The organism is Bradyrhizobium sp. JR3.5 (assembly GCF_054057015.1).
In genome coordinates, this window is the sequence record NZ_JBSRYV010000002.1 from 5540265 (window position 1) to 5561646 (window position 21382).

15 protein-coding genes and 3 pseudogenes are annotated in these 21382 nt (G+C 65.1%); 15 read left to right on the top strand and 3 right to left on the bottom strand.

All coding sequences use genetic code 11. The features are described 5' to 3' along the window. The first annotated feature begins 255 nt into the window (after nt 1-255). From ACVWW1_RS43390 to ACVWW1_RS43410, 5 genes and pseudogenes are all read left to right on the top strand, one after another. Nucleotides 256-1573, top strand: a pseudogene (locus tag ACVWW1_RS43390) (CmpA/NrtA family ABC transporter substrate-binding protein). A 57-nt stretch (nt 1574-1630) separates the two neighbouring features. Continuing rightward, nucleotides 1631-2533: a nitrate ABC transporter permease gene (gene ntrB, locus ACVWW1_RS43395; protein ID WP_456660112.1), complete on the top strand. Its 903-nt coding sequence runs from the start codon at nt 1631-1633 to the stop codon at nt 2531-2533. 10 nt (nt 2534-2543) lie between these two features. After that, a complete protein-coding gene (locus ACVWW1_RS43400; RefSeq protein ID WP_456660113.1) occupies nt 2544-3338 on the top strand; it encodes an ABC transporter ATP-binding protein in 795 nt (264 codons plus the stop codon). Nucleotides 3339-3417: 79 nt separating this feature from the next. After that, nucleotides 3418-3843: a globin family protein gene (locus ACVWW1_RS43405; protein WP_456660114.1), complete on the top strand. Its 426-nt coding sequence runs from the start codon at nt 3418-3420 to the stop codon at nt 3841-3843. A 195-nt stretch (nt 3844-4038) separates the two neighbouring features. After that, entirely contained in the window at nt 4039-4941 is a 903-nt protein-coding gene (locus ACVWW1_RS43410) for an SMP-30/gluconolactonase/LRE family protein (protein WP_456660115.1), read from the top strand. Nucleotides 4942-5111: 170 nt separating this feature from the next. Here the strand turns inward: ACVWW1_RS43410 and ACVWW1_RS43415 are convergent, their stop codons facing one another. After that, the gene (locus tag ACVWW1_RS43415) at nt 5112-6197 is read right to left on the bottom strand and encodes a substrate-binding domain-containing protein (RefSeq protein WP_207840780.1); all 1086 of its coding nucleotides are present in this window, start codon (nt 6195-6197) and stop codon (nt 5112-5114) included. A 117-nt stretch (nt 6198-6314) separates the two neighbouring features. Between ACVWW1_RS43415 and ACVWW1_RS43420 the strand changes: the two genes are divergently transcribed. The 10 genes and pseudogenes from ACVWW1_RS43420 to ACVWW1_RS43465 all read left to right on the top strand — a co-directional run bounded on the left by ACVWW1_RS43420 (nt 6315) and on the right by ACVWW1_RS43465 (nt 19188). Next, nucleotides 6315-7799: an aldehyde dehydrogenase family protein gene (locus ACVWW1_RS43420; RefSeq protein ID WP_456660116.1), complete on the top strand. Its 1485-nt coding sequence runs from the start codon at nt 6315-6317 to the stop codon at nt 7797-7799. A gap of 180 nt (nt 7800-7979) precedes the next feature. Beyond that, nucleotides 7980-8983 (top strand): annotated as a pseudogene (locus ACVWW1_RS43425) (IS30 family transposase). Between the two features lie 98 nt (nt 8984-9081). Further along, nucleotides 9082-9921: an aldo/keto reductase gene (locus ACVWW1_RS43430; RefSeq protein ID WP_456660117.1), complete on the top strand. Its 840-nt coding sequence runs from the start codon at nt 9082-9084 to the stop codon at nt 9919-9921. Between the two features lie 193 nt (nt 9922-10114). Then, nucleotides 10115-11104: a DMT family transporter gene (locus ACVWW1_RS43435; protein ID WP_456660118.1), complete on the top strand. Its 990-nt coding sequence runs from the start codon at nt 10115-10117 to the stop codon at nt 11102-11104. Between the two features lie 640 nt (nt 11105-11744). Then, nucleotides 11745-11804: pseudogene (locus tag ACVWW1_RS43440) on the top strand (hypothetical protein); the annotation flags it as partial. Nucleotides 11805-12421: 617 nt separating this feature from the next. After that, complete coding sequence (locus ACVWW1_RS43445) at nt 12422-15142, top strand: autotransporter outer membrane beta-barrel domain-containing protein (protein WP_456660119.1); 2721 nt, start codon at nt 12422-12424, stop codon at nt 15140-15142. Between the two features lie 117 nt (nt 15143-15259). Next, a complete protein-coding gene (locus tag ACVWW1_RS43450) occupies nt 15260-16342 on the top strand; it encodes a zinc-binding dehydrogenase (protein WP_456660120.1) in 1083 nt (360 codons plus the stop codon). Nucleotides 16343-16426: 84 nt separating this feature from the next. Next, nucleotides 16427-17185: an SDR family NAD(P)-dependent oxidoreductase gene (locus ACVWW1_RS43455; protein WP_456660121.1), complete on the top strand. Its 759-nt coding sequence runs from the start codon at nt 16427-16429 to the stop codon at nt 17183-17185. Between the two features lie 4 nt (nt 17186-17189). After that, nucleotides 17190-18449, top strand: coding sequence for an NAD(P)/FAD-dependent oxidoreductase (locus tag ACVWW1_RS43460; protein WP_456660122.1), 1260 nt, complete (start codon nt 17190-17192; stop codon nt 18447-18449). A gap of 70 nt (nt 18450-18519) precedes the next feature. Beyond that, nucleotides 18520-19188, top strand: a complete 669-nt coding sequence (locus ACVWW1_RS43465) for an amino acid ABC transporter permease (protein WP_456660123.1) — start codon at nt 18520-18522, stop codon at nt 19186-19188. A gap of 162 nt (nt 19189-19350) precedes the next feature. On the opposite strand, the gene ACVWW1_RS43470 is transcribed toward ACVWW1_RS43465, so the two are convergent. Continuing rightward, nucleotides 19351-20229: a transporter substrate-binding domain-containing protein gene (locus ACVWW1_RS43470; RefSeq protein ID WP_456660124.1), complete on the bottom strand. Its 879-nt coding sequence runs from the start codon at nt 20227-20229 to the stop codon at nt 19351-19353. Nucleotides 20230-20396: 167 nt separating this feature from the next. Next, nucleotides 20397-21323 carry a polyphosphate kinase 2 gene (gene ppk2, locus ACVWW1_RS43475; protein ID WP_456660125.1) on the bottom strand — a complete coding sequence of 309 codons (927 nt, stop codon included), beginning with the start codon at nt 21321-21323 and terminating at the stop codon, nt 20397-20399. Nucleotides 21324-21382: the final 59 nt, after the last annotated feature.

The window sequence follows — 21382 nt, forward strand, 5'->3', positions numbered from 1 at the left end:
CGCGATGCGACAAGTTGCGCAAAACATTGCAATAAAATCGATTTTTGCACTGCGGTGGCTTGGCACAAGGCTTGAATGGTCAGCTGCCGACGCCATTGAAGCCGTCCCTGGAGGCCACCCCATCGGATTTCTGACGCCGCCAGACCGGGGCCTCCCCGGTGCATGCCCTTTTGCGCCCTGCGCGCGTCGCCACCCGATGAACGGTGCTCGACGCAAAGACGCAACACCGTGACGCAACGACGCAAAGGACGACCGATGACCAAGCCCAGCAACACGCCCCGAGGCCGCGCGATCAGCCGTCGCCAGCTCCTGAAGGCAACCAGCGGCGGCGCCGCGCTGCTCGCCGCAGCGAAGCTCAATTTTCCCGCTGGTGCATTCGCGCAGGGCGCGGGTCCGGAAGTGAAGGGCGCCAAGCTCGGCTTCATCGCGCTCACCGATGCCTCGCCGCTGTTCGTCGCCAAGGAGAAGAGGCATCTTCGCCAAATACGGCATGCCTGATGTCGAGGTGCAGAAGCAGGCCTCGTGGGGCACCACGCGCGACAATCTCGTGCTCGGCTCCGAGGGCAACGGCATCGACGGCGCGCATATCCTGACCCCGATGCCGTATCTGATCTCGGCCGGCAAGGTGACGCAGAACAATCAGCCGACACCGATGTACGTCATGGCGCGGCTCAATCTGAACGGTCAGTGCATCTCGGTCGCCAAGGAATATGCCGATCTCAAGGTCGGCATCGACACCACGCCCTTCAAGGCGGCGCTGGAGAAGAAGAAGGCCTCCGGCAAGGCGGTGAAGGCCGCGATGACCTTCCCGGGCGGCACGCATGATCTCTGGATCCGGTACTGGCTCGCCGCCGGCGGCATCGATCCCGACAAGGACATCGAGACCATCGTAGTGCCCCCGCCGCAGATGGTGGCCAACATGAAGGTCGGCACGATGGATTGCTTCTGCGTCTGCGAGCCGTGGAATCTGCAGCTGATCCATCAGGAGATCGGCTACACCGCGATCACCACCGGCGAGCTCTGGGACAAGCATCCGGAGAAGTCGTTCGGCCTGCGCGCCGCCTGGGTCGACAAGAACCCGAAGGCCGCGAAGGCGCTGCTGATGGCGGTGATGGAAGCCCAGCAGTGGTGCGAGAAGGCGGAGAACCGCGAGGAGACCGCGGCGATCTGCGCCAAGCGGCAGTGGATCAACTGCCCGGTGGAAGACATCACTGACCGCATGAAGGGCAAGTTCGACTACGGCACCGGCCGGGTGGTCGAGAACTCGCCGCAGCAGATGCGGTTCTGGAAGGACAACGCATCCTACCCCTATCAGAGCCACGACCTCTGGTTCCTGACCGAGGACATCCGCTGGGGCAAGTACGAGGCGGGTTTCGACACCAAGGCGCTGATCGCCAAGGTCAACCGCGAGGATCTCTGGAAGGAAGCCGCCAAGGAGCTCGGCGTGCCGGCATCGGAGATTCCAGCCTCGACCTCGCGCGGCAAGGAGACCTTCTTCGACGGCAAGGTGTTCGATCCCGCCGATCCCGCCGCTTACCTGAAGTCGCTGTCCATCAAGCGTGTCGACGTCTGATGTGAGTGGAGCCGCGCATCGCGCGGCTCTCCCTTTGACCACGGAGATTGTCTGTCAATGTCGATGCCTGCCATGAAGACCGAAGTGTCAGCGGTGGCGATCCCGCAGGCCGCTGCCGCGGCGCCGGTCGTCACCATGACGCCAAAGCGCGCACCGCGCGCCGAGACCTACGCAAAGATGGCGAAGGAGACCGCGGCGCGTGTGGTGCCGCCGCTGATCGTGGTCGCGCTGCTGCTGGTGGTGTGGGAGCTGATCTGCCGGCGCGCCGGCTCCAGCCTGCCGCCGCCTTCCAAAGTGTTCAAGGACACCAGGGAGCTGATCCTCGATCCGTTCTTCGACAATGGCGGCATCGACAAGGGTCTGTTCTGGCACCTCTCCGCCAGCCTGCAGCGCGTCGCCTACGGCTATTCGCTGGCCGCGATCGCGGGCATCGCGCTCGGCACGCTGGTCGGCCAGTCGGTCTGGGCGATGCGCGGGCTCGATCCGCTGTTCCAGGTGCTGCGCACCATCCCGCCGCTCGCCTGGCTGCCGCTCTCGCTCGCCGCATTCCGCGACGGTCAGCCCTCGGCGATCTTCGTCATCTTCATCACCTCGGTGTGGCCGATCATCATCAACACCGCGGTCGGCATCCGCAACATTCCGCAGGACTACCGTAACGTCGCTGCCGTGGTGCAGCTCAATCCGCTGGAGTTCTTCACCAAGATCATGATCCCGGCGGCCGCGCCCTACATATTCACCGGCCTGCGCATCGGCATCGGACTGTCCTGGCTCGCGATCGTCGCCGCGGAAATGCTGATCGGCGGCGTCGGCATCGGCTTCTTCATCTGGGATGCGTGGAATTCCTCGCACATCAGCGAAATCATCCTGGCGCTGTTCTATGTCGGCATCATCGGCTTCGTGCTCGACCGCCTGATTGCGGGGCTGGGCAAGATCGTGACCCGCGGCACGGCTGCGAACTGAGGGACAAGTCATGCAGGCCTATCTGAAGCTCGACCACATCGACAAGACCTTCACTCGCGGCAGCGCCACCACCGAGGTTCTGAAGGACATCAACCTGACGATCGAGAAGGGCGAATACGTCTCGATCATCGGCCATTCCGGCTGCGGCAAGTCGACTTTGCTCAACATCGTCGCCGGCCTCACCGGCGCCACCAATGGTGGCGTGCTGCTGGAGAACCGCGAGGTCAACGCGCCGGGGCCGGATCGCGCCGTCGTATTCCAGAACCACAGCCTGCTGCCGTGGCTGACCGTCTACGAGAACGTCAAGCTCGGCGTCGACAAGGTGTTTGCAAGGAGCAAGAGCAAGGCCGAGCGCGACGCCTGGGTGATGCACAATCTGAGTCTCGTACAGATGGCGCATGCCAAGGACAAGCGGCCGAGCGAGATTTCCGCCGGCATGAAGCAGCGCGTCGGCATCGCGCGTGCGCTTGCGATGGAGCCGAAGGTGCTGCTGCTCGACGAGCCGTTCGGCGCGCTCGACGCGCTGACCCGGGCGCATCTGCAGGATTCGGTGATGGCGCTGCATCAGAAGCTCGGCAACACCATCCTGATGATCACCCACGACGTCGACGAGGCTGTGCTGCTGTCGGACCGCATCGTCATGATGACCAACGGCCCGAGCGCGCGGATCGGCGAGGTGCTCGAGGTGCCCCTGGCGCGCCCGCGCAAGCGGCTCGAGCTCGCGACCAACCCCGGCTACCTGAAGTGCCGGCAGCGCGTGCTCGAATTCCTCTACGAGCGCCACAGCTTCGTCGAGGCTGCATGAGCAGCGCCTCGCTTACGTGAGAGCCTTTTCTTCCTCGCCGCAATGGCGCGGCGAGGAAGCAGCGTGCACGGAGGCACACATGACGGAAGACCAGGTCAACCTCGTCCAGCAGACCTTCGCCAAGGTCGCACCGATCTCGGAGCAGGCGGCAGTCATCTTCTATGACCGCCTGTTCGAGGTCGCGCCCGGCGTGAAGGCGATGTTTCCCTCTGACATGACCGAGCAGCGCAAGAAGCTGATGGGAACGCTTGCCGTCGTCGTCAACGGATTGAGCAATCTATCGTCAGTGCTGCCCGCCGCGAGTGCGCTCGCCAAGCGCCATGTCGGCTATGGCGCCAGGCCCGAGCATTATCCGGTGGTCGGCGGCGCATTGCTGTGGACCTTGGAGAAGGGTCTCGGCGACGCCTGGACGCCTGACGTCGCAGCCGCATGGACCGCGGCCTACGGCACGCTGTCCGGCTACATGATTTCGGAAGCCTATGGCGGCGCGCAGGCGGCGGAGTAGGGCAGTCGTCGCCGGCCCTCGCCGCACGAAATCAGTTCCGCTAGCAACTGAATATCCATCCCCGTCGTTGCGAGCCAAGCGAAGCAATCCATACCTCCGCTCGCCGAGATGTGGATTGCTTCGTCGCTGTCGCTCCTCGCAATGACGTACAGAACGATTTAAGGTCCACCCGCTCCGCCAACGGGTGAACCAATAATGATGTTCCTGGAAACGCCGCCGAAACTGATCCCGACCGAAGTCTTCTCCGCCGTGCCGGCCGAATTCCGCCGCAAGGTGGCGAGCGAATGGGCCGACGCCAACCGGCCGGGCGCGGTGACTGACTGCTTCATCGAGGGACCGTCGTTCGATGCCGCCGGCAATCTCTACATCGTCGATATTCCATTCGGCCGCATCTTCAGGATTGCGCCGGACAGGTCATGGACACAGGTCGCCGAATATGACGGCTGGCCGAACGGGCTGAAGATCGGTCCGACGGGCCGCATCCTGATCGCCGACTACAGGCACGGGCTGATGGAGCTCGATGCCAGATCGGGCGAGGTCACGCCGCTGCTGCGCTCGCGCAATTCGGAATCGTTCCGCGGCTGCAACGATCTGCACATCGCTTCGAACGGCGACACCTACTTCACCGACCAGGGCCAGACCGGGCTGCACGATCCGACCGGCCGGGTCTATCGCTTGAGAACCAGCGGGCAGCTCGACTGCCTGATCGACACCGGCATCAGCCCGAACGGCTTAGTGCTCGATCCGCACGAGGCGGTGCTGTTCGTCGCCATGACCCGCGACAATGCGGTGTGGCGCGCGCCGTTCATGAAGGACGGCAGCGTGTCCAAGGTCGGCCGTTTCTGCTCGCTGTTCGGCCCGAGCGGACCCGACGGTCTGACGATGGACGGAGCCGGGCGGCTGTTCGTCGCGCACGCCTCGCTCGGCCACGTCTTCGTGTTCGCACCGAACGGCGAGTGCATCGCGCGGATCAAGTCCTGCGCCGGCCAGAGCTGCACCAATGTCGCGATCGGCGGCGCCAATCGCGACCGGCTCTACATCACGGAATCGGTGACCGGCACGGTGCTGGTCGCCGATATCAGCGGGCTGGACCGATAGCAGCTCGCTCGCGCGCCGGCGCCGGAACGAAGCGCGCTGTCGAACGCCACATGGCGGATGGCAATGGCGGAGCGAGTGGTCGCATCGGCAACGTCCAGTCTTTTCGATATATAATCCAAAATATAGCGCAGCGGGTCGCGACGAGTCCAGCCGCCACGGCGCGTGGCTGATCAGCGGTCCGAATGCATCTTCTCGAGAAAATCCTTCACGCCGCTGACGGCGCCGGTATTCGAGGCGACATAGCCCGGGAGTGCGCCCACGGCCTTGTGAAACTCGCTGCTCTTCATGATGTCGAGCACGCGCTGCATCGGCTCGGTCTCGAGGAACGCGCGCTTGCAGACGAAGAAATAGTCCTCCGTGAGCAGCCGGATGAAATCGAGGCCGAACTGCCGTGCGGCAGCCTCGACGCCAAAACTCGCATCCGCCATGCCGCTTGCGACATAGGCGGCGACCGCGGCATGGGTGAACTCCATGTGCTGGGCGCCATTGATCCGGCTTTGTGGGATCTTGTGCAGCGTCAGCAATTGATCGAACAGCAGCCGCGTGCCGGAATCATGGTCGCGGTTGACGAAGCGGGCCTTGCGCTCGACCAGGTCCTTCAGCGAGGTGATCTTCAGCGGGTTGCCGCGCTTGACCATCAGGCCCATCTCGCGCGTGACGAAATTGATCACGCGGTCCTCACGCGGGTCGAGCCATTCCCGGCAGGCCTTGATGCCCCGCGCGCGCAGTTCGCCGTGTGGCAGATGCACGCCGGAGAGATCGCAGGCGCCCTGCGCCAGCGAGACCAGTGAGTTCTGGTTGCTGACGTAGCGGAGGTCGACGCCCACGCCGCCTTCGCGATCGAGGAACTCGCGCAGCTTGGACACGGCAAAGCCGTGGCTGGCATGAACCCGGATGACCTGCGGCCGCTGCGCGAGGAATGGCTTGATCTCGGTCACCAGTTCCTGCGCGAGGTTCTCGAGCTGCAATCCGAGTCGCGCCTGCATGCGCTCGCCGGCCCACACCAGCTTCTCGCCGAACGGCGTCAGCTTCGAGCCCTTGCCGCGCTGGGTCTCCACCAGCGGCACGCCGAAGAAGGTGGACCATTGCTCGATCAGGTTCCAGACATGGCGATAGGAGAGATGCGCGTCGCTGGCGGCGCTGGTGATCTTCCCGGTCTTCCTGATCTCGTTGAGGATGCCGAGCATCACGACCGCGGTCTGCGGCGAGTTTTCTTTCCGGAAGCGCCAGACGGTCTCGATCTCGATCTGCAGCATCGTGGCCACCACCTATGAAGTCGACTTCATATCCTGGTATACCTATAGGCACAAGATATCATATTTACGGCGTATCATAGCCTCCTACGTTGCGTCACAACACCAGGAGGAAATATGATGTCGGTTACATATGACCATGAGCGCGACTTCAGCCAGACCCCGATCGTCCGGGACGAGCTGTTGCTGATCGACGGTGCCCGTGTCCGCTCGCTGTCCGGAAAGGCCTTCAAGTCCCTCAATCCTGCCACCGAGCAGGTGATCGCGACCATCGCCGAAGGCAATGAGGCGGATGTCGACCGCGCGGTCGCCGCTGCACGCCGCGCCTTCGAAGGCCCGTGGCGGACCATGCGCGCCGCCGAGCGCGGCCATATCCTCTTGAAATGGGCCGAGCTGCTCAAGCAGCACGCGGACGAGATCGCAGCCCTGGAAAGCCTCGATGCCGGCAAACCGATATCGGCGGTGCTGCGCCAGGATTTCCCGGCCGCCATCGACACGCTGACCTACTACGCCGGCTGGGCCGACAAGATCAGCGGCGATGTGGTTTCGACGCGCGATGACGCGCTGACCTATACGGTGCGCGAGCCGGTCGGCGTGGTCGCCGCGATCGTGCCGTGGAATTTCCCGCTGATGATCGGCATGTGGAAGCTGGCGCCGGCACTGGCCTGCGGCTGCACGGTGGTGATGAAGCCGGCCGAGCTGACCTCGCTGTCGGCGCTGCGGATCGGCGAGCTCGCGCTCGAGGCCGGATTGCCGAAGGGCGTGCTCAACATCGTGACCGGCCCCGGCCGCGTCGTCGGCGACGCGCTGGTCAATCATCCCGACGTCGACAAGGTGACGTTCACCGGTTCGCCCGGCGTCGGCCGCGGCATCATGAAGGGCGCCGCTGGCAACTTCAAACGGGTCTCCCTCGAGCTCGGCGGCAAGTCCGCCAATGTGATCTTCGACGACGCCAATCTCGAGGCCGCCGCCAAGGCTGCCGCGGCCGGCATCTTCTTCAATGCCGGGCAGGTCTGCTCGGCCGGCTCGCGCGTGCTGGTGCAGGAGAACGCCTATGACGAGGTGGTCGAGCGCCTGGTCGCCCGCGCCGAAGCGCTGCGCATCGGCGATCCCGCGGATCGCGCCACCGCGCTCGGGCCCGTCATCTCCGAGAAGCAGATGCGCTCGATCCTCGACTATGTCGAGATCGGCAAGAACGAGGGCGCGCAACTCGCCACCGGCGGCGCGCGCGTCGGCGACCGCGGCTATTTCATCAGCCCCGCGGTGTTCGCCAATGTCGCGCACGTGATGCGGATCTCGCAGGAGGAGATCTTCGGTCCCGTCGTCAGCGTGATAAAGTTCAAGGACGAGGCCGATGCGCTGCGCATCGCAAACGGCACCGCCTACAGCCTCGCCGCCGGCGTCTGGAGCGCGGACATGGGCCGCGTGCAGCGCTTCGCCAGGAAGGCCCGCGCCGGCACGGTGTGGATCAACACCTATGGCTATACCGACGTGCGGTTGCCATGGGGCGGCGAACGCGACTCCGGCCTCGGCCGCGAGCACGGCACGGCTGCGCTCGACAACTTCACGGAGCCGAAGGCGGTGTGGATGAATCTCAACGTTTGAATTGTTGGCACAGTGAGCACCACAAAACAGATGTCGTCCCGGGTTTGACCCGGGACCCATAACCACAAGTTTTTGAATTGAAGAACGCTGTGGCCACAGCGTTCTCGATAACAGCGTTCGGTGGCTATGGGTCCCTTGGGTTCACGACACAAGTGCAACACCTGCTAGGGTGTTGTGGCGATGGGACAATGTTATGGCCAGCTCAGCCTTGAAGAGCGCGTTGAGATTTACCGCCTGCATGCAGGCGGTAAATCTCAAAACGATATTGCGTCTGCGCTTGACCGCGCGACGTCGACGATAAGTCGGGAGCTGAAGCGCAACTCGCGGCCTACCAAGGTCTGGAAGAGCGGTTACGAACCGGTCCGGGCTCAACAATTGGCCGAACGTCGGCGACGGCAGGATGGCCGCTTCAAGCTGGCGCGCCAGCCGGCCCTGCGGGACTGCGTCGGCAAAAGCCTTGCGATGGGACATTCGCCGGAGCAGATCGCTGGTCGACTGGCGCGAGAACATGGTCGCGTCATGATCAGCCACGAGTCAATCTATCGTTTCATCTATCATCGTACGGCCCAGAAGGATTACTGGCACCGCCTGCTGCCGCGCCATAAACTCAGACGAGGGCGCCGGCGACGCCCAGGCGGCAGCCCTGCCAGCTTCATTAAACAACGGCGCTCGATCGATGAACGACCCTCCGAGGTCGAAGGCCGCGGGACGCCGGGTCATTGGGAAGCCGACTTCATGCTGTTCGCGCGATATGGCCAAGGATTGCTGGTTCTCCACGAGCGACAAACCCGCTTCAGCATCGTGCTGCATCCACGCGATCGGAAAGCTGTCCTCACGCTCGGACCATCGCCCGTCAACTCGGCAAGCTTCCACAGGCGATCCGTAAAACCATCAGCTTCGACAACGGAACCGAGTTCGCCGAGCATCACAGGCTTCACAACGCCCTCGGCGTCCAAACCTTCTTCTGCGATCCCCATAGTCCCTGGCAAAAAGGCGGCGTGGAAAACTCCATCGGGCGCTTACGACGCTCTCTGCCACGCAAAACTGACCTCAGGTTCATCACGGCAGCCGCCCTCAGGCGCCTCGCTCAGCGCCTCAACGATACCCCACGCAAATGCCTCGACTTCAAGACCCCCGCCGAGGCATTCTCCAAACTCAAATCAACCGTTGCACTTCAAACGTGACTCCATCTCCTTGCTTTCGCAGGGACGACGGTGGGGAGACATCGCTGCCTTATTCGACTATCCTTCGCGTGTGGCTTTGGCGCGAACAAGGGCAACCCGTGCAGACAAGACAATTCGGCAACAACGGCCCGCAGGTCTCGGTGATCGGGCAGGGCACCTGGTATCTCGATCGCGGTGACCGCAAGGCGGCAATCGCTGCGCTGAAGCGCGGTATCGACGCCGGCATGACGCATATCGACACCGCCGAGATGTATGGCGACGCCGAGCTCGTGATCGCGGACGCGATCGCCGGCCGCCGCGACGAGTTATTCCTGGTCTCGAAGGTCCTGCCGAGCAACGCCTCGCGGCGCGGCGCCATCACCGCCTGCGAGCGCTCGCTGAAGCGGCTGAAGACCGATCGCCTTGATTGCTATTTGCTGCACTGGCGCGGAACCTATCCGCTCGCCGAGACGGTCGCGGCGTTCGACGAATTGATCGCGGCCGGCAAGATCCGCTCCTGGGGCGTCAGCAATTTCGACGCAGCCGATCTCGATGAACTACTCGATGTCGCGGGCGAGGGCAGGATCGCCTGCAACCAGGTGCTCTACCATCTGCGCGAGCGCGCCATCGAGCACGCCGTGATCCCGTGGTGCGAGCAGCATGGCGTGGCCGTGGTCGCCTATTCGCCGTTCGGCCACAATGACTTTCCCGCGCTGTCGAGCAAATCCGGAGCGGTGCTGCAATCGATCGCGCAAACGCACCAGGCGACACCGCGCCAGGTCGCGCTGAGCTTTCTCACGCGGCTGCCGCCGGTGCTCGCGATTCCGAAGGCGTCGAACGCGGACCACGCGGCGGAGAATGCCGCGGCGGGAACGCTCAAGCTCGGCGGCGACGAGATCGCCGCGCTCGACGCGGCGTTCCCGCGCGGGCCGAAGCCGCGCTCGCTGCCGATGCTCTAGTTCACGGGATTCACTCAAGCTCCGCTCCACACAGTTCTTAACAAACTGTTGCAGATGCGGCCGCGCACAGGCTGCGGCGGGCGGTCGCGCGCGCTGGTGCATATCGGAGTCCCGTTTTCGGGCATTGTTCTTGGGGCGGAATTGGCGTTTTGTACGAACAGCAGATTCCCCTTATTTTGCCTCCGAGATTGCCGTGACACCGCCCCCCGCCGTAGCCGCCAGGCTGGACAGCGTTCCTCTTTCATTGCCCGCGAAAACGTCTGTTGCACGCAAGGCGCCGGCCCGCACCGACAGTCCGTTCAAGGGCATTGCGCTGATCCTGCTGTCGACGGTGTTTTTGGGCACCTCCGACGTCACCGCGAAATATCTGTCGTCCTCGCTGCCTTCGATCGAGATCGCCTGGATCCGCTTCCTGGTGTTCGCGCTGATCATGACGCCGGCGATGCTGCCGGGCACGCCGTTGTTCGCGCTGCGCAGCAGCCGTCCCGGCCTGCACGTGCTGCGCGGCGCAGCGCTGCTCGGCTCCTCCTTGATCTTCATCACGGGGCTGGGCTTCCTGCCGATCGCCGAGGCCTCGGCCACCAGTTTCGTCTCGCCGCTGTTCGTCACCGCGCTGTCGATCGCTTTCCTTGGTGAGAAGGTTGGCATGCGACGCTGGATTGCAACCGCGGTTGGCCTCGCCGGTGTGTTCATCATCCTGCGACCGGGCACCAGCGCCTTCCATCCCGCCGCGATCTTTCCGATCGTCTCGGCGCTGGCCTGGGCCGCCACGCTGATCCTGACGCGCATGATGAGCGGCAGCGAACGCCCGATCACCGTGATGACCTATTCGTCGATTGTCGGCGTCGCCATCGTCAGCGCGCTGGTGCCGTTCGTCTGGGTCACGCCGAGCTGGCACGACATCATGTTCGGCATCCTGATCGGCGTTGCGTCCACCGTCGGACAGTGGATCGTCGTGCTGGCGTTCCGCTACGGCAATGCCTCGGTGCTGGCACCGTTCTCCTACACGCAGCTGCTCTGGGTCAGCATCCTCGGCTTCCTGATCTTCGGCGAGGTCCCCGATCGCTGGACTATCCTTGGCGCCGGCTTCATCGTCGCTTCCGGCCTCTACACCGCGCACCGCGAGCGCATGCGCCGCTCGCAGTTGCTCGCCGTGGCCAGCGAGCCGTCGCCAAACGCCTGACCGCGGTGCCGCAAATCGTGCGCTGGTTGCGAATCCAACCTCTGCTAGCGTTGCGAGTGTACAACAGTCGGGCCGAAACTTCGATCTCGCGAAGGCCGAATCGACGGATTTCGGAAACAAACGGCAATCCGCAGTTGGTCGCATGCTAACCTGACCCCAACAGCGCCGGAGAGCGCTTGGGGCGGTGCACGTGCATTTTGGTTTGTTCTTTGTCTCGTTTGGTCGGTCGTCTCGCGGTGTGACGGCCTTGGCGGCCTGCGTCTCGGCGGCTGTGAGCCTGTTCGCGGTCAACTCGGCGCAAGCCCAGAGCTTCACGTGGGGTGGCAGCGGCAGCACGACGGGCACAGCCGACTACCAACTCCCGACCAACTGGTCGACGACGTCGCCCGGTGCGCCGCCGATCCTCCCAACCCAATCTGCCATTTTCGATTCGACGGGATCGGCGACGGTCACCATCGGTGCCGGTCTGATGCTGCCGGACTCCTGGACTTTCACCGCCAATTCGCGGTCGTACACGATCGGCGGCAATCCGGTTAACTTCGCTCTGGCGGGGCCAACCGGCGGTTTGATTAACCGGGCCAACAACGGCCAGACCATCACCATCAACGCCAACATCAACGACGGACTTGCCCCAGGGGTGATGGTGCAGCAGCTCGGCAACAGCACGTTGGTACTTGCGGGCACCAACGGCTACACCGGCGGCACGCTGATCTCGGCCGGTACGGTGCAGGTGACCAACGCCAATTCGGTCGGCACCGGCACCATCACGCTGAACGGCGGCACCTTCCAGATGCAGTCGCCGACGGTCTCGAGCGTTGCCTTTTCCAACAACATCGCGGTCAACGCGACCGCCGGCGCGGTCGATGCGAACGGCGCCCAGGTCAATCTTCAGGGCGTGATCGCCGATGGTGCAGGCGCGGGCGTTCTGCGCTTGATCGACTCGTCCGCGTCCGGCGTGTCCAACGTCCGGCTCTCCGGCGCCAACACCTACACGGGCGGCACGCTGGTGGTCGACACGACCGTTGTCGTCACCAACAACAAGTCGGTCGGATCAGGCACGGTCACGCTGGACAACGCGGCATTCCAGGCCGACGGCCTCAGTCACCTGACCTTCAGCAATAATTTCAGGATCAACACGTCTGCCACCGGCAGCGCGATCGACGCGAACGGCGTGACGCTCACGATCGCCGGCAACATCGCTGACGGCAACGGCCCCGGCAAGCTGACGGTGCTGGACGCTTCAGGCGGCCTCGGTCGCGTGGTGTTGCTCGGCACCAGCACCATACCGGCGGCACCACGATCTGCGATTGCGCGACGTTGCAACTCGGCGACGCCGGCCACACTGCCTCGATCGTCGGCCAGGTCAACGTCGACGGCAAGTTCGACATCGTCAACGCCGACACGTCGGGCATCACCAAGATCGTCAACGACGGCTTCAACGGGGTCGCCACCACGACGTTCCACAATTCCACGACGGCGTCGACGGCGATAATCGCCAACGAGAATTTCGGCATCACGCAGTTTCGTGACAGCAGCACCGCCGGCAATGCCTCGGTGAGCAACAGCAACGGCGCTCTCACGATCTTTCGCGACACCAGCTCGGCCGGCAATGCCACGTTCAACAACACCAATGGCGGCACCGTGGTGTTCGGCGACGCGCTTGGTCCTCCCGGCGGCTCGGACACCAGTACCGCCGGCAAGGCCGTGTTCAATAACCAGGACGGCGGCGGCGTTGTGTTCCTCGGCCACACCAATGCGGGTCAGGCCACCATCACCAACGGCGCCAACGGAGGCTCGACGCAGTTCTTCGAGTTCTCGTCGGCCGCGTCGGCGACGATCATTACGAGCGCTACCGGCTTCACCGGCTTCTTCCAGAACAGCACTGCGGCGAATGCAACGATCGACAACAGCGGGAACACCTATTTCGGTACGTCGGGCTTCAGCATGACAGAGGCACCGACCGCGGGCAACGCGACGATCACCAACCATTCCGGCGGCTTCCTGATGTTCGGTGCATATGCCACCGCCGGAAACGCCACCATCACCACCGAGAGCGGAGCCAACGTCAAGTTCTTCGACAACGCGACCGGCGGCACGGCGCAATTCATCACCAACGGCACCGGCTTTGTGGATTTCGGCGGCAGCCTTGGGCCGGGCGGCGACGGCCGCATCACGGCAGGCTCGATCGCGGGCTCAGGTATCTACTATATCGGTGCCGGCAACACGCTCACGGTCGGCGGCAACAATCTCTCGACCAATGTCAGCGGCGTGATCGCCGATTTCGATCCCTGCGGTTGCGGCCCGACCGGGCCCGGCAATCTGGAAAAGACCGGCAGCGGCACGCTGACCCTGTCGGGCCTCAACACCTATACCGGCACCACCGTTATCAATGGCGGCATCCTGCAAGTCGACGGCTCGATCGTATCGTCGAGCTCGGTGACGGTGAATTCGGGCGGCGCGCTTTCCGGTATCGGCACCGTCGGCAACACGACGATCGCAAGCGGTGGCATCCTGCTGCCCGGCAACGCGACCCCGGGCAGCTTCCTGAATGTGGCCGGCAATCTCGTGTTCCAGTCCGGAGCGCTCTATCTCGTCGGGCTCAATGCGAGCACCTCGACCTTTGCCAAGGTGGCTGGTGCCGCGACGCTCGCCGGTTCGGTCGGCGTCAGTGTCGCTGCCAGCAGCACGGTGATGAAGCAATACACCATCCTGTCAGCGGACGGCGGCCGCAACGGCGTGTTCGCCGGCGTCGATTCAACCGGGCTGCCGTCGGGGCTCGTCGCGACGCTCGGCTACGACGCCAGGAACACGTACCTCAACTTCGCGCTCGACTATGCCGCGAAGTCGAAGCTCAATATCAACCAGGGCAACGTCGCCACCACGCTGCAGAACTTCTTCAATGCCAATGGCGGCATCAGCGCGGCGTTCGCGGGACTGCCGCCGAATGGCCTGACGCAGGCCTCGGGCGAGGGCGCGACCGGATCGCAGCAGACGACGTTCAACGCGATGAACCAGTTCGTTGGTCTGTTGACCGATCCGTTCGTCGCCGGACGCGATGGCGGTTTTGGTGGCGGCGCGGGCGCCACGCCGTTTGCCGAGGAGAGCGCGTCGCTGGCCACTGCGGCGCGCAAGACCGAGCCGCGCGATGCGCTGGCGGCGATCTACACCAAGGCGCCGGCGCCGCCGCTCGACTTCGCGCAGCGCTGGAGCATCTGGGCGGCAGGTTACGGCGGCTCGCAGACCACCAGCGGCAATGCGGTGCTGGGCTCGAACAACAGCAGTAGCAGTATCTATGGCACCGCGATCGGCGCCGACTACCGCTTCTCGCCGAACACCATTGCCGGCTTTGCGCTCGCCGGTGGCGCCACCAGCTTCAGCGTCAACGGTCTCGGCTGGGGCCGCTCGGACCTGTTCCAGGCCGGCGCGTTCGTCCGTCGCACCGTCGGTGCGGCGTACCTGAGCGCGGCGCTCGCCTATGGCTGGCAAGACATCACCACCGACCGGATCGTCACTGATGCGGGCGTCGATCATCTGCGTGCAAACTTCAATGCCAATGCGTGGTCGGGTCGGCTCGAGGGCGGTTATCGCACTGCTACGCCGTGGATCGGGCTGACGCCTTACGCGGCGGCCCAGTTCACCAGCTTCGAGCTGCCGAACTATGCGGAGAGCGTCGTCTCCGGCGGCGGCGCCTTCGCGCTCAATTATGCCGCAAAGAGCGTCACCGACGTCAGGAGCGAGCTCGGCCTGCGCAGCGACAAGTCTTTTGCGGTCGACGGCGGCATCGTGACGCTGCGCGGCCGCGTCGCCTGGGCGCATGACTTCAACCCCGACCGCAGCGCCGCGGCCGTGTTCCAAACGCTCCCGGGCGCGGCCTTCGCGGTCAACGGTGCGGCGCAAGCCAGCGAGTCCGCGCTGACCACGGCCTCGGCGGAGATCAAGTGGCGCAACGGCTGGTCGGCGGCTGCGACCTTCGAGGGTGAATTCTCCAACGTCACCCAGTCCTACGCCGGCAAGGGCGTTATGCGCTATGCGTGGTGACCCTCCGTGCTATAGCCTGCCGCAGCGAAAGCCTGTCCTTGACTTAATCCGCGACAGTGTATTTCGCGGGACGAAATACGCTTCAAAATGTGGGAAGAAACCCACGCGGGAGGGAACATGCGCGCAGCGATCTTCAGAAACGGCGAGATTGTCGTTGACCAGATGCCGGAACCGAAGCCGGGTGCCGGCCAGGTGCTGGTCAAATCGCTCGCCTGCGGCATCTGCGGTTCCGATCTGCACGCACGCAAGCATGCCCACCGGATGGTGGAGCTGAGCAAGTTCCTGCCCGGCCGCACGCCGATGGATCTGTCGCGCGACGTCGTGTTCGGCCACGAGTTCTGCTGCGAGATCCTCGATTACGGCCCGGGCACCACGCGCAAGCTGAAGCCCGGCACGCGCGTCTGCTCGCTGCCGGCCCTGCTGACGCCGGAAGGCCCGAAGGGCATCGGCTATTCCAACGACTATCTCGGCGCGTATGCCGAGCAGATGCTGCTCAGCGAGCCGCTGCTGCTCGAAGTGCCGAACGGGCTCGCCGCCGAGCACGCCGCGCTCACCGAGCCGCTTGCGGTCGGCGTCCATGCGGTGGCGATGGCCAACATCAGGGGCGGCGAGGTGCCGCTGGTGATCGGTTGCGGACCGGTCGGCCTTGCGGTGATTGCGGCGCTGAAGATCAAGGGGCTCGGCCCGATCGTTGCCGCCGACTACTCGCCGGCGCGGCGGCTGCTCGCCGAGAAGATGGGCGCCGATGTCGTGGTCGATCCCGCCAAGACGCAGCCTTATGCGAGCTGGGCCGAGCACGCCCAGATGACCGAGGCAGAGAAGGCGGCGCGGCCGCCGATGCAAGCGCTGCTGCCGCCGCTGAAGCCCGCGCTGATCTTCGAATGCGTCGGCGTGCCCGGCGTGTTGCAGCAGGTGTTCGAGGGCGCCCCGCGCAGCGCCCGTGTCGTCGTGGTCGGGGTCTGCATGGAGACCGACAAGTCCGAGCCGATGCTCGGCATCATCAAGGAGCTCAACGTCCAGTACGTGCTCGGCTACACGCCGGAGGAGTTCGCCTATTCGCTGCGTCTGATCGCGGAAGGCCAGGTCGATGCCGCATCGCTGGTCACCGGCCGCGTCGGCATCGACGGCGTCGCGCAGGCCTTTGCCGATCTCGCCAATCCCGAGGCGCACACCAAGATCCTGGTCGAGCCGTGGCGTTGAGTTGCTGACGGCGTCGCGCGATTTGCATTTCGCGGGACCGAACCTATAGTTCGCTGTCTCTTATGCACTGACAGCACCCATCTCATGCGCGTTTCAATCATTACGGGAGGCGGCTCCGGCGTCGGCGCCGCGGTTGCGCGCCGGCTGGCCGGCCCCGATCAGGGGCTGATGCTGCATGGCCAGGGCGCCGAGGCCAGCGGGCTCGCGCGGCTGAATTCGGTCGCAGAGGAGTGCCGCAGCAAGGGCGCCAAGGTCGCGGTCTCTACCGGCGATCTCGCCGGGGCCGGCGCGGGCACGTCGCTGGTCGCGGCTGCGCGCGCCGCATTCGGGCCGATCGACAGCATCGTGCACGCCGCGGGCTTTGCCGATCGCCGTGATTTCGCCAGCCTGCCGCGCGCGGCGCTGGAGCGCGCCTTTGCCGTGATGGCGGCGGCATTCCACGAGATCGCGGCGGCCGCGCTGGCCGACCTCGCGCGCAGCGCGCAGGGCCGCGTCGTCGCGGTCTCGAGTTTCGGGCCGCATCGTTTCGTGCCCGGCGCGACCTATCCGGGATCGGCCGCCGCGAAGGCCGCGCTCGAAGTGCTGGTGAAGTCGCTCGCAATCGAGCTCGCAGCATCAGGCGCCACCTCAAATGCCGTGATGCCCGGTTACACGCGCAAGGATCCCGGCCTGCTCGGTGCGCTTGACACCGCGACCTGGGAGCGGGTGGCGAAAGCCAATCCGATGCAGCGGCTGGCCGAGCCCGACGAGGTCGCCGCCGTCGTCGCGTTCCTGCTGTCGCCGGAAGCGGGCCACATCACCGGCGCCACGCTGCCGGTCGATGGCGGCCTGACCTTGATGTGACGGCATGAGCGAGGGGGCGTCCGCACAGCAGGCTGATGTCGTCGTGCTCGGCGCCGGCATGGTCGGCGTCTCGGCCGGCCTTGCCGCACGGCAGCGCGGTCTTTCCGTCGTCATCGTCGACCGCCGCGAGCCGGGCAGCGAGACCTCCTACGGCAATGCCGGCATCATCTCGTCCGGCTCGATCCTGCCGCTCAACACGCCACAGCTTTTGAAGAACCTGCCGAAATATCTCACCAACACGCATCCGGCGCTGCGCTGGAATCTTCCGTGGGCGGTCGCCAACGCCGGCTGGGTGATCCGCTTCCTCGCCGCCGCGACACCGTCGCAGACCAGGCCGCGCGCCGCCGCGCTGCACGGCCTGATCGGGACGTCGCTGGCGCTGCATCGCGACTGGATCGTGCAGGCGGGCGCCGGCCATCGCATCAGAGAGACCGGCTGGCTCAAGGCCTGGCGCGGCGACGGGCTCGCGACTGCCAAGGCCGAGCAGGCAGCGCTCGCCGAATTCGGCATCAAAAGCGAGGTGCTCGACCGCCAGGCGATCTCCGCGCTCGAGCCGAACATCGTCCCTGCCTATAGCACGGGCCTGCTGCACACCCAGACGGCATCGGTCGATTCACCCGGCGCGGTGGTCAAGGCCTATGCGCAGATGCTCGCCGCCAGCGGCGGTACGGTGCGGCAATCCGAGATCCGGCGGATCGAGCAACAAGACGGCGGCTGGCGCGTGCAGCTTGCCGACGGCGAGATCGCCGCGCGCCACGTCGTGGTCGCGCTCGGCCCGTGGTCGGCCGAACTGCTGCGGCCGCTCGGCTATCGCGTGCCGCTGGCGTTCGAGCGCGGCTATCACCAGCATTTCGTGCCGAACCCGGCACGCAAATTGCTGCGGCCGATCCATGATGCGGAGGGGGCATTTCTGATGACGCCGATGGAGCAGGGCGTTCGCGTCACCAGCGGCGTCGAGCTGACTGCGCGCGACGCGCCGTCGAACTATGCGCAGCTCGAGGCAGTGGTGCCGATGGCGCGCAGCGTGGTCGAATTCGGCGAAGCGGTCGGCGAGCGCTGGCGCGGCGCGCGGCCGACGCTGCCTGACAGCCTGCCGATGATTGGGCCAGCGCCGCGGCATCGCGGTCTCTGGCTCGCCTTCGGCAACCAGCATATCGGCTTCACCACCGGTCCCGGAACGGGCGCCGCGGTCGCGGCAATGATCGCGGGCGCCACACCGCCGTTCGACGTGAAGGCATTTTCGCCGGGCCGGTATATCGCGTGACTCGCGCAAGGCCGCCTGCGATGCTGGGGTCGCAAGGCGAGTACAGGACGCGCGGCAACCGAGGGGCAGGATGAACTACGTCTGGGATTTCGGGATCCTCGCCAAGTACAGCCATCTGTTCTGGCTCGGGCTCGGCTGGACCATGGCTTACACGATCGGCACCATCATCCTTGGGACCCTGATCGGCCTGATCGTCGGCATGCTGCGGCTGCGGCGCATTCCCGTGATCGACTGGCTCCTGATCGCCTATATCGAGCTGTTCCGCTGCACGCCGCTGCTGGTGCAGATCATCTGGTTCTACTACGCGTTTCCGGTCGTGATCGGCGTCAACATCCCGGCGCATGTCGCAGCCGTCAGCGTGCTGTCGCTCTATGGCGGCGCGTTCTATGCCGAGATCGTGCGCGGCTCGATCGAGAGCGTGCCGGTCGGGCAGTGGGACGCCGCGAAGGCGCTCGGTTTCCGCGGCTGGCGACTGATGCGGCTCGTGATCCTGCCGCAGGCGCTGAAGCCGATGATGGCGCCCTATGTCAACCAGTCGGTGACGCAGCTGAAGAACACCTCGCTGGTCTCGATCATCGCGGTGCCCGATCTCGTCTACAACGCCACGCTGATCAACGCCGACACCTACCGGCCGCTCGAGGTCTACACCATCGTGGCGTTGATCTATTTTGCGATCCTGTTTCCCTCGACGCTGGTCGCGCGCCGGCTGGAGCGCGGGCTGACCTACGACAACGTGTGACTTGCTTCGCCTCTCCCGCTTGCGGGGAGGTCGGATCGCATCGTTAGATGCGATCCGGGTGGGGGTTTTCTCCACACGAAGAGCGTCGCTTGTGACGACACCCCCACCCCGACCCTCTCCCGCAAGCGGGAGAGGGAGATCACTACCGTCTTGGCAATTACCTCAGATACTCAGCTCCACCGGCACGTCCTCCGGCTTGACGCCGGCAAGGCCGAGGCCCTTGACGAACCATTCGCGCATCTGGCCGATGCCGCGGTTGTAGTCGATCCACACCGACAGGAAATCGCGCCAGCGCTTGTCCTGTTCGCGTCGCACCGCCGTGCCGCTGGCAATCGTCACCGAGGGCGAGGCCAGGATCTTGTAGGTGCCGAGGTTCGGGTTCTTGGCGATCGCGGTCAGCCCGAGCACCAGCGCGTTGACCACGCAATCGACGCGGCCCGACGACATTTCCAGCATCACCTCGTCGCGCGACTTCAGCGACTTGATGGCGGCGTTCGGCGCAAAGCGCCGGGCCACCGCCTCGTTGGCCGAGCCGACGTCGACCGCGATCTTGACCTCGGGCTTGTTGATGTCGGCCCAGGTCTTGGCCTCGAGGCCCTTCTTCAGCATCGCGCCGAACGGATGCGGGAACACCAGGTTGGTGAAATCCACCACCAGCGCCCGCTGCGGGGTCGGGTTGAGCGCAAAGCCGAGGTCGATCTTGTTGGCCTGCAGATCGAGGATTGAATTGCCATACGTCGACTCGACATATTCCAGCTTGACGTCGAGCAGCTTGGCAAGGTCGTTCGCCATCTCGATCGAGAAGCCGGACCAGGTGCCGGTGGCGAGGTCCTTGTTGAAATAGGGCAGCTCGCCCGGCAGCACCGCGATCCGCAGCACCTTGTTGGCCCTGATCCGGTCGAGCGTGTTGTCGGCCTGGGTCTGCGCCGAGGCCGGGGTTGCCATGGCGGCCGCGAGCGCCGCGCCGCTGCCGATCCCGAGCGCATAGCGCAGCGCGTCGCGGCGATCTTCGGAAATTGCGATGTCGTCGGATTGAGTCAAGCGGGCCTCCCTGCACCAGATCAGGGAAGCCTAGCGTCGGCATCCGGCCCCAGCAAGTGCGCGCGCCTGCGCCATTGGTAGGCGAGGGGTGGCTGTCTCTTGCTCTTCACCTCTCCCGCTTGCGGGCCCGCAAGCGGGAGGGGGGCCAGAGCGTGCACGTGGTCCGATCAATACGTTCCCGGCACGTACATCTCCGGCGGGATCGGGCCGCGGTGATAGTCGGGGTTGCGGACCCGCGGCGGCAGCACCACCGGTTGGTGCGTGACCTGCTGATAGGGGATCTGGGTCAACAGATGCGAGATGCAGTTCAGCCGGGCACGCTTCTTGTCGACGGCATCGACGATCCACCACGGAGAGTCCTGCAGGTGCGTGCGCTCCAGCATGGTCTCCTTGGCCTTGGTGTAGAGCTCCCAGCGGGTCCGCGCCTCGACATCCATCGGGCTCAGCTTCCACTGCTTCAGCGGATCGTGGATCCGCATCGAGAAGCGGAGCGCCTGCTCCTCGTCGGTGATCGAGAACCAGTATTTCAGCAGGATGATGCCGGAGCGGATCAGCATGCGCTCGAATTCCGGCACCGACCTGAAGAACTCCTCATACTGCTCGTCGTTGCAGAACCCCATCACCTTCTCGACGCCGGCGCGGTTGTACCAGCTGCGGTCGAACAGCACGATCTCGCCGCCGGCCGGCAGATGCGAGACGTAGCGCTGGAAGTACCATTGCGTGCGTTCGCGCTCGTTCGGCGCCGGCAGCGCCGCGACGCGGCAGATGCGCGGGTTGAGCCGCTGCGTGATGCGCTTGATGACGCCGCCCTTGCCGGCGGAATCGCGGCCCTCGAACAGCACGACGACCTTCTTCTTCTCGTGCTGCACCCAGTCCTGCAGCTTGACCAGTTCGCCCTGCAGCCGCAGCAATTCGCGGAAGTAGAGCTTGCGGTCGATCGACGGGCTTCCGGCGGCTCCGTCGTGGTCGAACTCGTCGAGCCTCACGTCGTCGAGCTCGAGTTCCTCGTCGAGGCTGTCGGCCATCTCCTGATGGATGCGGGCGCGCAAGGCTTCGTCGCGGGCGGCTTCGTCGGTGAGGTCGGAGGCGGTCATGAAGGTCCGTCTTTCGGAGTGCTAGATCGATCGGCGGGAGCATTGACGGGCGATGTTAC

Coding starts and splice junctions, on each gene's coding strand:
- ntrB (WP_456660112.1), top strand. CDS start 1,631: ATGTCGATGCCTGCCATGAAGACCGAAGTGTCAGCGGTGGCGATCCCG.
- ACVWW1_RS43400 (WP_456660113.1), top strand. CDS start 2,544: ATGCAGGCCTATCTGAAGCTCGACCACATCGACAAGACCTTCACTCGC.
- ACVWW1_RS43405 (WP_456660114.1), top strand. CDS start 3,418: ATGACGGAAGACCAGGTCAACCTCGTCCAGCAGACCTTCGCCAAGGTC.
- ACVWW1_RS43410 (WP_456660115.1), top strand. CDS start 4,039: ATGATGTTCCTGGAAACGCCGCCGAAACTGATCCCGACCGAAGTCTTC.
- ACVWW1_RS43415 (WP_207840780.1), bottom strand. CDS start 6,197: ATGCTGCAGATCGAGATCGAGACCGTCTGGCGCTTCCGGAAAGAAAAC.
- ACVWW1_RS43420 (WP_456660116.1), top strand. CDS start 6,315: ATGTCGGTTACATATGACCATGAGCGCGACTTCAGCCAGACCCCGATC.
- ACVWW1_RS43450 (WP_456660120.1), top strand. CDS start 15,260: ATGCGCGCAGCGATCTTCAGAAACGGCGAGATTGTCGTTGACCAGATG.
- ACVWW1_RS43455 (WP_456660121.1), top strand. CDS start 16,427: ATGCGCGTTTCAATCATTACGGGAGGCGGCTCCGGCGTCGGCGCCGCG.
- ACVWW1_RS43460 (WP_456660122.1), top strand. CDS start 17,190: ATGAGCGAGGGGGCGTCCGCACAGCAGGCTGATGTCGTCGTGCTCGGC.
- ACVWW1_RS43465 (WP_456660123.1), top strand. CDS start 18,520: ATGAACTACGTCTGGGATTTCGGGATCCTCGCCAAGTACAGCCATCTG.
- ppk2 (WP_456660125.1), bottom strand. CDS start 21,323: ATGACCGCCTCCGACCTCACCGACGAAGCCGCCCGCGACGAAGCCTTG.